We start from the raw sequence: 12,510 nt of genomic DNA, 5'->3' as shown, positions 1-12,510 counted from the left end.
GTGGCTAACATTTCTGCTGAACTGGAAGTTGAAATTGTTGCCGCGGACCACTTCGTGTGGTCCGGTCCGGCGACAATGGTCAGGGCGCGGACCAGCGACGGCGAGATCGGGATCCTGCCCGGGCACAGCCCGGTGCTGGCAGTCCTGGCCGCCGGCGAGCTGGCCATCGAGCCGGTCTCCGGTGAGCGCATCAACGTGAATGTCGACGGCGGGTTCTTCTCCGTCGACAGCAACCGGGTTGTCATCGTCGCAGACAATGCGACGATTGGCGACGGGGTTACGGCGGGAACCCGCTAGCCGCCGGTGAACGGTCTCGACGTCACGTTCGCCATACTGGCCGCAGTCTTCCTGCTGCTGGTGTTGGCACTGGTCGCCTTCGGGGTGCGCCGCTACCAACTGCGGCGCGCCCTGGGCACCTTCGACGCCTCCATCGCCATGCTGCCCGGCAGCTGGCAGATGGGGGTTTGTCGTTATACGGACACGCATCTGGAATGGCTGCGCCTGCTGTCGTTGAGTCCCAAGCCGCGCTACCGGTTCCGGCGCAGTTCGCTGGAACTGCAGGGCTGGCGGCAACCGACCGAAACCGAGCGGGCCAAGATCCAGCCCGGTGCGATCGTCGTGATGCTCACGCACGAAAAACAGGATCTGTCGATGGCAATGACCTTCGACGTCTACGCTGGTCTCTCGTCCTGGCTGGAAGCCGGACCGGTGATCGGCATCGGCACCTGGCGTTAAGACCAATGTGCGGCGCGGCTCTCCCGGGGGCCGCGCCGTCCGCCTTTTAACCAGCACAGCCGTGCATCAACCCTAGGATGGTTTTTCATGGAGAACGTGATTGTGGTGCACGGGCCCAGCTCGCTCAACGGGCGGGTGGAGGTTCCCGGCGCCAAGAACAGCGTCTTGAAGCTGATGGCCGCGGTGTTGCTGGCTGAGGGCCGTTCCACGATCACGAATGTGCCCGACATCCAGGACGTCTGGATCATGTCGGAACTGCTGCGCCGGCTCGGCTGCGCGGTGGATTACGACGTCGACGCCGCCAGTGTCCATATCGACGTCCCTGCCGCACCGGCCCACCAGGCCGACTACGACCTGGTCCGCGCCATGCGGGCATCCATTTCCGTGCTCGGCCCGCTCGTGGCACGCTGCCGGCAGGCGGAAGTGGCACTGCCCGGGGGAGATGCCATTGGCAGCCGCGGCCTGGATATGCACCGGGCCGGGCTGGAACAGATGGGCGCCCGCATCAGCATCGACCACGGCTACCTGGTGGCCAAGGCGCCGCAAGGGCTGCACGGCACCCATCACCGCCTGCCGTATCCGTCGGTCGGCGCCACCGAAAACCTGATGATGGCCGCGACCCTGGCCCGGGGAGTGACGGTGATCGACAACGCGGCGCGGGAACCGGAGATCACCGATATTGCCGACCTGCTGGTCTCGATGGGCGCCCGGATCGAAGGAATCGGCTCGCCCACGCTGGTCATCACCGGCGTGGAGAGCCTGCACCCCGTGCACCACAGCACCGTGCCGGACCGGATCGTCGCCGGGACCTGGGCCTTCGCCGCCGCCATCACCGGGGGGACAGTGGACGTGGCCAGGTCCAATCCCGGCCACCTGGCCGTGGTTCTGGACAAGCTGGCACAGGCCGGGTGCCGGATCACCAGCAGGGACGACGGCTTCACGGTGGAAGGACCGCAGCGGCCGCGGCCGATCAACGTCTCCACGCTGCCGTACCCCGGATTCCCCACGGACCTGCAGCCGTTCGTCGTCGCGCTGAATGCCGTCGCGGACGGGCACGGGATGGTGACGGAAAACGTGTTCGAGGCGCGCTGGGGTTTCACCTCCGAATTGGCCCGGCTGGGAGCGGTGGTGCGGCTGGACGGGCACCACGCGCTGATTAAGGGGGTACCGCAGCTCTCCGGCGCCCCCGTGGAGGCCAACGACATCCGCGCCGGTGCCGCGCTGGTCATCGCCGGGCTGGTGGCCGACGGCACCACCGAAATCCACGGCGTGGAGCACATCGACCGGGGATATGAGCGGTTCGACGAGCGCCTGCGCGCCCTGGGCGGAGACGTGGTCCGGCTGGGACCGCCGAAGCTGCCCGCCTGACGCCGGAAAAGAAGAACCCCTCCGAAAGCATCGGAGGGGTTCTGCGCAACGGTGCGGTGGCGTGGACGGCCCCGCTCCGCTAGGCGTAAGCGGCTAGATGACGGTGACGCCGGTGGCCTGCGGGCCCTTGGCTCCCTGGCCAATCTCGAAGCTCACGCGCTGGTTTTCGTCGAGGGTCTTGAATCCGCCCGACTGGATTTCAGAGTAGTGAACGAAGACGTCGCCGTCGGCCTCATCCGGTGTGATGAAGCCGAAGCCCTTTTCCGCGTTAAACCACTTAACGGTCCCCTGTGCCATTTAAATCTCCTCATCGTGGAACAAAAACAAGCCGGCACACCTCGTACCAACCCGGTTACTCCGTGGAAGATCCAAACGACACGGCCTGCGGGCCGGACGCCGTGGAGCTTCACACTCGCAACACGTCTTGCGAGCATGAAAACCACACCTACACAAAGACTGAGTTAAGCATCACATAAGCCCCATGGGCGGTCAACGGTACAAAGGACAATTCAATCTTTTATTAAGGAAGAGTTCGATCCGCGGTTAAGTGCCGGGCCGGGGGGCGCCGGCCTGCAGGAAGCGCGCGTTGTTTTGCGACTCCCGGGGCGTCAGAACAGGCGGGATTCGGCGTCGTCCACGCCGCGCATCTCGTCGTAGTCCAGGGTCAGGCATTCGATGCCCCGGTCGGTGGCGAGCACCCGCGCCTGCGGCTTGATCTGCTGGGCCGCGAAAATCCCCTTGACCGGAGCCAGCAGAGGATCGCGGTTGAGCAGCTCCAGGTAGCGGGTCAGCTGTTCCACGCCGTCGATGTCGCCGCGCCGCTTGAGCTCGACGGCCACGGTGCCCCCGTCGGCGTTGCGGGCCAGGATGTCCACGGGGCCGATCGCCGTCATGTACTCCCGCCGCACCAGCGTGTGGCCGGGGCCGAGGCGGTGGATCTGTTCGGCCAGCAGGCGCTGCAGGTCGGCCTCCACGCCGTCCTTGACCAGCCCCGGGTCGACGCCGAGATCGTGGCTGTATTCGTGCAGGTGCTCGTGGATGCTGATCACCAGGCGGTCGTCGCTCTTGGCGTGCTGGACGTGCCAGACTTCCTGGACGCCCGAGTCGGCGTCGTCGGCCTCCGGCTCCGCCACGCGGAGATTGGCCGGCGGGCTCATCCAGTTAAGCGGCTTGTAGGAACCGCCGTCGGAATGGATCAGGACGGAGCCGTCAGCCTTCACCATCAGCAGGCGGGTGGCCAGCGGCAGGTGGGCGCGGAGACGGCCGATGTAATCAACGGAGCAACGGGCAATGACAAGACGCACAGTAGGCCACTTTACCGGTGCCCGGTGCGTGGTCGGTCCGGCACATGTCTGGACCGCCCGGCACCTGTGGACCGCCCGGCACCTGTGGACCGTCCCGGCTCAAGTGCGGACGGGCGCGGTTCGGTCCGGGCCGCGCCGGTGGGGCAGAATGGTGGCATGCCCCGTTCCAACCGCCCGCGCCGCCGCTCAGGCACGGGCAGCAGCAAGTGGACGCGGGCCAACGAGCTGGACCTGGACCGCGCCCGCGCGGGCATCCCGGAGCGCCAGAACGCGCCCGACGGCGAATGGAACGTGCGGCGGATCACCCCGCCGAACGCCGCCAAGGAGTACACCTGCCCGGGCTGCAACCGGACGATCGGACCGGGCATCGAGCACCTGGTCGCCTGGCAAGCCGACTCGTTGTTCGGTGGCGAGACGGCGCTGGCCGAGCGGCGGCACTGGCATCCGCGCTGCTGGCAGACCCGCAGTTTCCGCTACCGCTGACCGGATCCGTCAGTTCCGGTCCTGCCGGACGATGAAGACGTCCTTCAGCAGCAGCATCACCGATGCCGCGGCCGGAATCGCCATCAGCGCGCCCAGCACACCCATCAGCGAACCGCCGGCAATCACGGCAATCACGGCCACGGCCCCGGGCACGGCCACCGCGCGCTGCATGATGCGCGGCGACACGAAGTACGCCTCGATCTGCAGGTAGGCAAAGTAGATGATGGCGAACAGCACCGCCGGCTGCCAGCCAACGGTCAGGGCAACCAGCGAGACGAACACGCCGGCAATCACGGCGCCGATCAGCGGGATGAAGGCCAGCAGGCCGACGACGAAGGTCAGCAGTGCGGTGAACGGCACCTGCGCAATGCTCATGGCGATGAATGCCACCGCCGCGTTGATCAGCGCCACGCAGGCCTGGCCGATCACATAGCTGCCCACGCTGCCGGTGATCTCTTCGGACAGGCGCTGCACCTGCCGCCGCTTGGACCGCGGGGCCAGCCGGTAGGCCCAGACCTTCAGCGCCGGAAGCGATGCCAGGAAGTACAGCGTGAGCACCAGCACGATCAGCGCCCCGAACGCTCCCTGGAGGACGGCGCTGCCGACGCCGAGGACGCCGCCGAAGATCCCCGTGACGTTCTCCGAACTGGCAAAGAACCTCTCCAGCTCGATGTCGATGCGCTCCCGGACCTGGAACTGCTCATCAATGGTCTGGAAGAAGGCCGAGTTCAGGATGTCCTCGACATAGCGGGGAGCGTTGGCCACGATCTGGGTGGTCTGGTTGACGATGGTCGGGATCAGCGTGGAGATGAACGCCGCGATCAACCCGGCCAGGATCAGCACCACAATGATGACGCCGGCCGGACGCGGCAGCCCCTTGCTTTCCAGCCAGCGGACGATCGGATCGAGCCCCAAGGCAATGAAGAGTGCCGCCGCGATCCACGCCAGCAATTCACCGACGTTGGTGAGAACGAAGTAGAGCAGCAGCGCGAAGCCGACTCCGACCGTTGCCATGAATCCGAAATGGATCGGGTGCCGGGCGGGGGAGAAGTCGGTGCTGACGCGCCCGTCGCGGGCGGCGGCGGGTGAGTCGTCCTCGGGCGGCATTTGGAAGCGGACGCGCGGCCGGGCACGGGGCATGGACGCCCCGATGCGCCCGAGGGCGCCCAGGACCGCATGCCGGCGCGCCGCCATGACCGGCGCCGAAGCGGGTGACGCCGGCGCCGCGGCAGGATCCGGCACGGGTGCATCGACGTCAGCCGGCAGGCCCTCGGCCGGCGGTCCGTTGCCGCCAGCGGGCGTGGGAGCATCCCGGTGTTCGCTCACGCAGCATCCTCTCTTCCGCCTGCAGCCGCTGAAGCAACGGGCGGGCGCGCTCGTCGCGCGCTAAGCAACAACGGCGCAGGATAGGGGCAATTCTGAGCGAAAGACTACCAGTCCGGTATGGTGTGGCATCGGATGACGGCGGCAAAAGGGCAAAAGGTTGCCCGCGGCGGACGGAGTAATCCGGCCGCGCACGGGCGGCGGAAAGGGTTCGTTACCATAGGGTTATAAAGCATGACCGATGGCGGGCACCCTGCCGGCCCCTGAAGGCTTGGGCGTCCCTGCGGCCCTTCCTTCCTGCAGCGATCGACGATTGGTATTTTTGTGCGTTTTAAGATTTCAGTTGCCCTGATGGTGATCGGCCTGCTGGCCATCGCGCTGGGCATCGCCCAGCGGACCGTCTGGGCACCGCCCGAGCGCGCATCGGCCACCTACACGGCAGCCGATGCAACCGCCCCCGTGACCGTCATTGAGCCGGAAGTCTTCGGTGTCCACGAAGAAGAAGTGGACGTGTCAGTGGAGGCCGACGGCGAGTTCCTGCTGGCCATCGGCCGCGCGGGCGACGTCGAGGCCTGGGTCGGAGAGGCAGCGCACACCTCCCTGACCGGCATCGAGGACGGGCAGCTGCAGGGGACCGTGACCGAGGGTGAGGCCAAGGTGCCGAACCCGGCCGGGTCCGACCTCTGGGTGAGCCAGCAGCAGGCCGAGGGCAGCCTTGAGCACCGGTGGGTGGCCCCGGCCGACGGCGAGTGGTCCATCCTGCTGGCCGCGGACGGCACCGAGCCGGCGCCGACCACGGTGACCGTCACCTGGCCGAACGACACCTCCGTGCCGTGGTCGCTGGCCTTGATGATCATCGGCGCCCTGCTGCTGGTGCTCGGGGTGGCGATGGCCGTGGTGTCCCGCCGTCCGAACCGGCCCGTCCCCGGCGACGACTCCGACCCCCGGGGCGGAAGCGGCCGGCCGGACGCAGGCGGCCCGGAAACGGCGGCGCTGGCACAGCCGGGCCGCGGCGTCCCGGAAACGGCGGCGCTGGCACAGCCGGGCCGCGGCGTCCCGGCCGAACGTTCCGGGCAGGCCGTGCCCGGAGGCGCCGGCCTGGAAAAGCCCGAAGAGGGCGACCGGTCGGCGGGCCGCCGTTCCCTGATGGTCCGCCCGAAGCTGGGCCTGCGCGCCGCCGCCGCGGCGGGTGCGGCCATGGTCCTGGCGTCCGGCGCGGTGCTTCCCGCCCAGGCCGCGTCTCCGGCTCCCTCCCAGGACGCCGGGGAAGCCGCCGGCCACCCGGTGGTGCTGGAGGGCCAATTGACCCGGATCATGGATTCCGTGGCAGCGGCAGTCTCGGATGCCGACTCGGCGCAGGACTCCGGCAAGCTGAAGCCGCGGGTCGCCGGGGCCGCCCTGACCGTCCGCGAGGCCAACTACAAGGTGCGGGCTGAAAACGGCGAGGCGGCGGCTCCCGTTCCGGTGGCCGCCGGGCCGATCCTGACCTCGATGGTCAGCACGAGTGCCGAGTGGCCGCGGACGGTCGTGACGGTCACGGAGGGCGAGGACAACCCGGTGCCGCAGGTGATCGTGCTGGTGCAGCAGGATCCGCGCTCGAACTACCGGATGGTGGGCGCGCTCCAGATGCTGCCGGGCACTACGTTCCCGCAGGTCTCCACCGAGAGCGGCGGAACACCGGCCGTGGCGCCGGACGCCGAGGAAGGCCTGCTGTACTCGCCGCAGGCGGCCGTGAAAATGGTCGCCGAGAATCTCGACGACGGCAAGCACAAGGACGCGATCGGAAAGAACACCTTCTCCGAGCAGATCCAGGCGTTCCAGAAAGACCAGGTCAAGTCCAACGAAAACGCCGACATCTCCTTCAGCCGCAGCGTTGACGACGGCTCGTTGCGTGCGCTGGGCACCGCCGACGGCGGCGCCGTAGTGTTCGGCCACATGGAGTCGGTGATGAGCAGCCTGCCGGCCGAAGCCGGTGCCACCGTGGAACTCTCGCCCGAGTTCGCGGCGCTGGCCGGGGATGACTCCACCACGGAGGGCGTGGACGTGACCTACGGTGAGTCCGTCTTCCTGTACGTGCCGCCGGCCGGCTCCGAGGACCGGCTCACGTTGGTGGGCGTTGCCCAGGGCCTGGTGGACGCCGAGCTGAAGTAGGTCCGCGCCCGACCGGGCCGCGCCGCCGGCCCGGTCGGGAAATTCCGGACGCCGACCGAGACGTATTAGTGTGATGTCATGACCACTCCAACTCCAGGACAGGGCCCCGCGCCGTCTTCCGTCAGCCTCCGCGGCGCCGTCGACCTGTCCGCGCTGAAAAAGCCGCAGCCGCCGGCGGGAGGCATGCCGGCCCCGGCCGCCGGGGCGCCGGCAGCGGGCGAAGGCGAAGCACCGGGCTACATCGTCGAGGTCAACGAGCAGAGCTTCCAGGCGCTCGTCCAGTTGTCCGCACAGGTCCCCGTGATCGTGGAACTGACCGCGTCGTGGAGCGATATTGCGCAGCAGCTGGCCTCCGCCATGGCGGAGGTGGCGAACGAGTTCGCCGGCCGCTTTGTGCTGGCCCGGGTAGACGTCGATGCCAGTCCCGGCATCGCACAGGCCTTTCAGCTGCAGAGCGTGCCCGCCGCCGTCGCGCTCCTGAAGGGGCAGCCGATCCCGCTGTTCCAGGGGGCCGCCACGGCCGACGAGCTGCGGCAGTTCGTCAATGAACTGCTCAAGGTGGCCCAGGCCAACGGCGTGACCGGCACGGCCCCCGGAGCCGGGGAGGCTCCGGCCGAGGAAGAGAAGCCGCTGCCGCCGCTGCACCAGGAAGCGTTCGATGCCATCGAGGCCGGCGACTTCGATCGTGCCGCCGCGGCGTACCAGAAGGCCCTGGCCGAACAGCCGGCGGACGACGAGGCCCGTACCGGCCTGTACCAGGTCCAGCTGCTGCAGCGGCTTCAGGGGGCCGATGCGGCCGGGCTGCGCGCCGCTGCCGCCGACCGGCCCGACGACCTGCAGGCCCAGCTGGCAGTCGCCGACCTGGACGTTTCGGGCGGCCATGTGGAGGACGCTTTCGCCCGCCTGGTGGGTTTCATCAGCCGCCATGCCGGGGATGAACGGGAGACCGCCCGGGCACGCCTCGTGGAGCTGTTCGACGTGGTGGGAGCCACCGACCCGCGGGTATCCAAGGCACGCCAGGCCTTGGCCAGGGCGCTCTTCTAAATGGCGCAGGCTGTGGCCGGCGGCCTCTTCGAGCCGCTGAGACTGCGCGGGTTGCAGCTCAGGCACCGCGGGTGGGTGGCGCCGATGTGCCAGTACTCGGTGCGGCGCGAGGATGCGCCCGGGACTCCGAACGACTGGCACCTGATGCACCTGGGACAGTTCGCTGCCGGCGGGGCCGCGCTGATCCTCACCGAGGCGACCGCGGTAAACGCCACCGGCCGGATCAGTCCCGAGGACACCGGCATCTGGACGGACGAGCAGGCCCAGGCGTGGGGCAGGATCACGGAGTTCGTGCACCGCTACGGCTCGGCGGACACCAGGATCGGGATCCAGCTGGCCCATGCCGGGCGCAAGGCGTCGACCTACGCGCCCTTCGCCCCGGAATCCGGCTCCGTGCCGCCTGCCGCAGGCGGGTGGCGGACCGTGGGCTCCACGGGTGAGGCCTTTGGACGCTACGCGGCGCCGGACGCCCTGGACGAGGCCGGCATCCGGCAGGTCATCGCCGACTTCCGCGACGCGGCGGCCCGTGCCGTCTGGGCCGGCTTCGACACCATGGAGATCCACGCCGCCCACGGCTACCTGCTGCACCAGTTCCTCTCGCCGCTGGTCAACACCCGGACCGACGGCTGGGGCGGTACGGCCGCCAAGCGTGCCCGGCTGCTGCTGGAGGTGGTGGAGGCTGTCCGCGGCGTCATCCCGGACGCCATGCCGCTGCTGCTCCGCGTCTCCGCCTCCGACTGGTCGGACGGCGGGCTGGAACCGGAGGCCGTGGCCGACGTGGTGGAACAGGCGGCAGCCCGGGGAGTGGACCTGGTCGATGTCTCCAGCGGCGGCGCGGTGCACGGGGCGAAGATCCCGCTGCAGCCGGGGTACCAGGTGCCCTTCGCGGCCGCCATCCGGCGCCAGGCCGGCATCCCGACCGGCGCCGTCGGACTCATTACCACGGCCGCGCAGGCCGACTCCATCATCACGGAGGGCTCGGCGGACGCGGTACTGCTCGCCCGGGCGGCGCTGCGGGACCCGCACTGGTGGCAGCGCGCCGCCGTCGAACTGGGCCACGAACTGGACTGGGCGCCGCAATACGAGCGTGCCGCCGTGACGGAGAAATATTAGTCCTTGGGGATGACGTCCCGGTGAACCCCCGGTTGTTAGCGTGGACACATGACTTCGCACCCATCACAACCTCCGGTCCAGCAGCCGGACGAGCAGAACAACGGCGCGGTACCGGTACCGGGCGACGGGGCCCCGCACGGGAGCCCGCCGGGAACCGCGGTACCGGGCGACGGGGCCCCGCACGGGAGCCCGCCGGGAACCCCGCCCGCGCCCGGAGACCTCGCCTCGGCGCCGGCTGCCGCACCCGCCCAGGCTCCCGTTCCCGCGCTGGCGGTGCGCGGCCTGGCCAAGCGTTTCGGTGACAAGATCGCCGTCAACGGCGTCAACCTGGACGTTCCCGCCGGGTCCTTTTACGGTCTGGTGGGGCCGAACGGGGCCGGCAAGACCACCTCGCTCTCCATGGCCACCGGGCTGCTGCGGCCGGATTACGGCCAGGTGTGGGTGCACGGCGTGGACGTCTGGGCCGAGCCGCTCAAGGCCAAGCGCCTGATGGGCGTGCTGCCCGACGGCGTCCGGCTGTTCGACCGGCTGACCGGCGAACAGCTGGTCACCTACGCCGGTCTGCTGCGGGGCATGGACCGGGAGACCGTGGCCGCGCGCGTACCGGACCTGCTGCGGGCCATGGACCTGACCAACGACGCGGGCACCCTGGTGGTGGACTATTCCGCCGGCATGACGAAGAAGGTCGCCCTGGCCACCGCACTGATCCATGCGCCGAAGCTGCTGGTGCTGGACGAACCGTTCGAGGCAGTAGACCCGGTCTCCGCGGCAAACATCCGCGACATCCTGCACGACTACGTGGACTCCGGGGGCACGGTGATCGTCTCCAGCCACGTCATGGACCTGGTCCAGCGCATGTGCGACCACGTGGCAGTGATCGCCGGCGGCAACGTGCTGGCCGCCGGCACCGTGGACGAAGTGCGCGCCGGTGCCAGCCTCGAAGAGCGCTTCGTGCAGCTGGTCGGCGGGCGGACCCAGGCGGAGGGGCTCGAGTGGTTGCGCACCTCGTAAGGCTGAAGCCGGCGCTGCTGCGCAACGGCTTCAAACGCAGCCCCTGGCAACTGGTCGGCGTGATCCTCGGCGGCCTGTACGCGGTGGGCATGCTGGGCCTGCTGATTTCCGGGCTGTTCTTCCTCAGCCACACGGAGCCGGACATGGCGCGCATGGTGGTGGTGCTGGGCGGCTCCGCGGCCTTCCTGGGCTGGGCACTGATCCCGATGATGGCCACCGGCATCGACATGACACTGGACCCGGCCCGGTTCGTGACCTATGCCGTGCCGATGCGCCAGCTGCTGCTCGGGCTCGCCATCGGCGGGCTGGTCGGCATCCCGGGCGTGGTGACGCTGCTGGCCGCGCTCGGACACGCGGCCGCGTGGTGGCAACACCCGGCGGCGCTCGTGGCCGCCGTCGTGTGCGCCCTGATCGCCACGCTGACCTGCGTGGTGCTCTCCCGCGTGACGACGTCGGCGTCCACGACGCTGGCCAGCTCGCGCCGGTTCAAGGATCTCAGCGGCGTCATCGGCGTCATCCCGCTGGTGCTGCTGGGACCGATCATGGTCGGCATCGTCCAGGGTTTCCGCAGCTCGCAGGACTTCCTGCCGGCCCTGACCGAGGGTCTGGCCTGGTCGCCGCTGGGCGCGGTCTGGGCCGTGCCGGGCGACCTGGCCCTGGGCAACTGGGGCGCGGCCGGGGCCCGGCTGCTCATCGCGGTTGTCTTCCTGGCCGTGCTGGCGTGGCTCTGGAAGCTCAGCCTGGCCCGTGCGCTGGTCACGCCGCCGTACAACGCCGTGTCCCGGAAGGCGGGCGGCCGGCTGGGCTGGTTCTCCCGGATGCCGGGCACCCCGGCAGGAGCCGTGGCGGCGCGCGCGCTCATCTACTGGTTCAAGGATCCCCGCTACGGGGCGTCGCTGGTATCCATTCCGCTGATTCCGGTGGCGGTCTTCTTCGGCCTCGCGCAAACCGGCGACTTCACCTTCATGCTGTGGCTGGGCCCGATGATCGCCTTCCTGCTGTCCTTCGGCATCGCGGCGGACATCGCCTACGACAACACGGCGTTCGCGCTGCACGTCACCACCGGCGTGAGCGGGCGGGCCGACCGGATCGGCCGGGCCGCGGCCTGCGCGGTGATCGCGCTGCCGGCCACCGCCGTGCTGACCGTGCTGCCGTTCGTTTTCATCGGCGGGTGGCACCTGCTGCCGCCCGTTTCCGGCGTCGCCCTCGGCGTGCTGCTGACCGGCCTGGGCCTGTCCAGCCTGGTCTCGGCCCGTTACACCTACAACGTGCCGCTGCCGGGGGAGAGCCCGTTCAAGACCCCGCCCGGGTCGACCGCCCGGATGATGGTGGTCCAGCTCGGCGGCCTCGGCGTGCTGGTGCTGCTCTCGCTGCCGGAGCTGGTGCTGGCGCTGATCGGTGTCTTCACCGGCGACGCGCTGTGGGGCTGGCTGGCGCTGGTGGTCGGCCTCGTGCTCGGCGCGGTCCTGCTGGTGGTCGGCATCGAGCTGGGCGGCCGCTGGTACGACCGCCGGACGCCGGAACTCCTCCAGGCCGTGGCCAAAAACAAATAGCACACAAACCCGGCCGCAGCGGCGGGCGACGACGACGGGGGAGCCGGGCTCCGCCGTCGTCGTTCCTGTTTCAGGGGTTAAGATGGGTGGCATGAGTCTTCCTCCGGATCCTTTCGAAAACGACCCCCGCGCGCCGCAGACCCCGGGCGGGTCCACCGCGACGATCGAGCGTGAAGAACTCCGCGAAGAGCTTGAGCCCGGTGACCGCGAACGCTTTGCGCACTACGTCCGCAAGGAAAAGATCATGGAGTCGGCGCTGTCCGGCGAACCCGTGATCGCCCTGTGCGGCAAGGTGTGGGTGCCCGGCCGCGACCCGAACAAATTCCCGGTATGCCCGGACTGCAAGGCCATCTACGAGGGCCTGCGCCCCGGCGGCGACGATTCCGGTAAGAAGAAGTAGCAACCGTTCCCCCTCTACACGCGCG

At 69.4% G+C, this 12,510-nt stretch carries 13 protein-coding genes; 10 read left to right on the top strand and 3 right to left on the bottom strand.

The features are described 5' to 3' along the window. The 3 genes from AC5RV3_RS07200 to murA all read left to right on the top strand — a co-directional run bounded on the left by AC5RV3_RS07200 (position 1) and on the right by murA (position 2,103). The gene (locus AC5RV3_RS07200; RefSeq protein ID WP_494121547.1) at positions 1 to 297 is read left to right on the top strand and encodes a F0F1 ATP synthase subunit epsilon; all 297 of its coding nucleotides are present in this window, start codon (positions 1 to 3) and stop codon (positions 295 to 297) included. A gap of 6 nt (positions 298 to 303) precedes the next feature. After that, positions 304 to 735: a DUF2550 domain-containing protein gene (locus AC5RV3_RS07195; protein WP_493989254.1), complete on the top strand. Its 432-nt coding sequence runs from the start codon at positions 304 to 306 to the stop codon at positions 733 to 735. 87 nt (positions 736 to 822) lie between these two features. Beyond that, positions 823 to 2,103, top strand: a complete 1,281-nt coding sequence (murA, locus tag AC5RV3_RS07190) for a UDP-N-acetylglucosamine 1-carboxyvinyltransferase (RefSeq protein WP_494121546.1) — start codon at positions 823 to 825, stop codon at positions 2,101 to 2,103. 93 nt (positions 2,104 to 2,196) lie between these two features. Here the strand turns inward: murA and AC5RV3_RS07185 are convergent, their stop codons facing one another. Then, positions 2,197 to 2,400 (bottom strand): cold-shock protein, encoded by a 204-nt coding sequence (locus tag AC5RV3_RS07185; protein ID WP_136787594.1) that lies wholly within the window; start codon positions 2,398 to 2,400, stop codon positions 2,197 to 2,199. Between the two features lie 311 nt (positions 2,401 to 2,711). Then, positions 2,712 to 3,407 carry an endonuclease NucS gene (gene nucS, locus AC5RV3_RS07180; protein ID WP_494113435.1) on the bottom strand — a complete coding sequence of 232 codons (696 nt, stop codon included), beginning with the start codon at positions 3,405 to 3,407 and terminating at the stop codon, positions 2,712 to 2,714. Between the two features lie 156 nt (positions 3,408 to 3,563). On the opposite strand from nucS, the gene AC5RV3_RS07175 reads away from it, so the two are divergent. Continuing rightward, entirely contained in the window at positions 3,564 to 3,890 is a 327-nt protein-coding gene (locus AC5RV3_RS07175; protein ID WP_493989258.1) for an Rv1322 family protein, read from the top strand. A gap of 9 nt (positions 3,891 to 3,899) precedes the next feature. Here the strand turns inward: AC5RV3_RS07175 and AC5RV3_RS07170 are convergent, their stop codons facing one another. Beyond that, the gene (locus tag AC5RV3_RS07170; protein ID WP_494121545.1) at positions 3,900 to 5,216 is read right to left on the bottom strand and encodes an AI-2E family transporter; all 1,317 of its coding nucleotides are present in this window, start codon (positions 5,214 to 5,216) and stop codon (positions 3,900 to 3,902) included. Positions 5,217 to 5,537: 321 nt separating this feature from the next. Between AC5RV3_RS07170 and AC5RV3_RS07165 the strand changes: the two genes are divergently transcribed. From AC5RV3_RS07165 to AC5RV3_RS07140, 6 genes are all read left to right on the top strand, one after another. Next, on the top strand, positions 5,538 to 7,364 hold the full coding sequence (locus AC5RV3_RS07165; RefSeq protein ID WP_494121544.1) for a DUF8094 domain-containing protein: 1,827 nt from the start codon (positions 5,538 to 5,540) through the stop codon (positions 7,362 to 7,364). Positions 7,365 to 7,442: 78 nt separating this feature from the next. Continuing rightward, complete coding sequence (locus AC5RV3_RS07160) at positions 7,443 to 8,408, top strand: tetratricopeptide repeat protein (protein ID WP_494121543.1); 966 nt, start codon at positions 7,443 to 7,445, stop codon at positions 8,406 to 8,408. Further along, positions 8,409 to 9,521, top strand: a complete 1,113-nt coding sequence (locus AC5RV3_RS07155; RefSeq protein WP_494121542.1) for an NADH:flavin oxidoreductase/NADH oxidase — start codon at positions 8,409 to 8,411, stop codon at positions 9,519 to 9,521. It begins immediately after the preceding gene. Between the two features lie 48 nt (positions 9,522 to 9,569). Further along, a complete protein-coding gene (locus tag AC5RV3_RS07150; protein ID WP_494121541.1) occupies positions 9,570 to 10,532 on the top strand; it encodes an ABC transporter ATP-binding protein in 963 nt (320 codons plus the stop codon). Then, entirely contained in the window at positions 10,514 to 12,085 is a 1,572-nt protein-coding gene (locus AC5RV3_RS07145; protein WP_494121540.1) for a transporter, read from the top strand. The genes AC5RV3_RS07150 and AC5RV3_RS07145 overlap by 19 nt, the downstream gene beginning before the upstream one ends. Before the next feature lie 91 nt (positions 12,086 to 12,176). Beyond that, positions 12,177 to 12,485, top strand: a complete 309-nt coding sequence (locus AC5RV3_RS07140) for a DUF3039 domain-containing protein (protein ID WP_493979734.1) — start codon at positions 12,177 to 12,179, stop codon at positions 12,483 to 12,485. Positions 12,486 to 12,510: the final 25 nt, after the last annotated feature.

The organism is Arthrobacter sp. Y3221114 (assembly GCF_059092625.1).
The sequence above is the reverse complement of the archived record's forward strand: the minus strand, read 5'-3'. Positions and strand labels throughout refer to the sequence as shown.

Bases quoted from the DNA above. Each gene is read 5' to 3' on its own strand.
- murA (WP_494121546.1), top strand. From the start codon at position 823: ATGGAGAACGTGATTGTGGTGCACGGGCCCAGCTCGCTCAACGGGCGG.
- AC5RV3_RS07185 (WP_136787594.1), bottom strand. From the start codon at position 2,400: ATGGCACAGGGGACCGTTAAGTGGTTTAACGCGGAAAAGGGCTTCGGC.
- AC5RV3_RS07175 (WP_493989258.1), top strand. From the start codon at position 3,564: ATGCCCCGTTCCAACCGCCCGCGCCGCCGCTCAGGCACGGGCAGCAGC.
- AC5RV3_RS07160 (WP_494121543.1), top strand. From the start codon at position 7,443: ATGACCACTCCAACTCCAGGACAGGGCCCCGCGCCGTCTTCCGTCAGC.
- AC5RV3_RS07155 (WP_494121542.1), top strand. From the start codon at position 8,409: ATGGCGCAGGCTGTGGCCGGCGGCCTCTTCGAGCCGCTGAGACTGCGC.
- AC5RV3_RS07150 (WP_494121541.1), top strand. From the start codon at position 9,570: ATGACTTCGCACCCATCACAACCTCCGGTCCAGCAGCCGGACGAGCAG.
- AC5RV3_RS07140 (WP_493979734.1), top strand. From the start codon at position 12,177: ATGAGTCTTCCTCCGGATCCTTTCGAAAACGACCCCCGCGCGCCGCAG.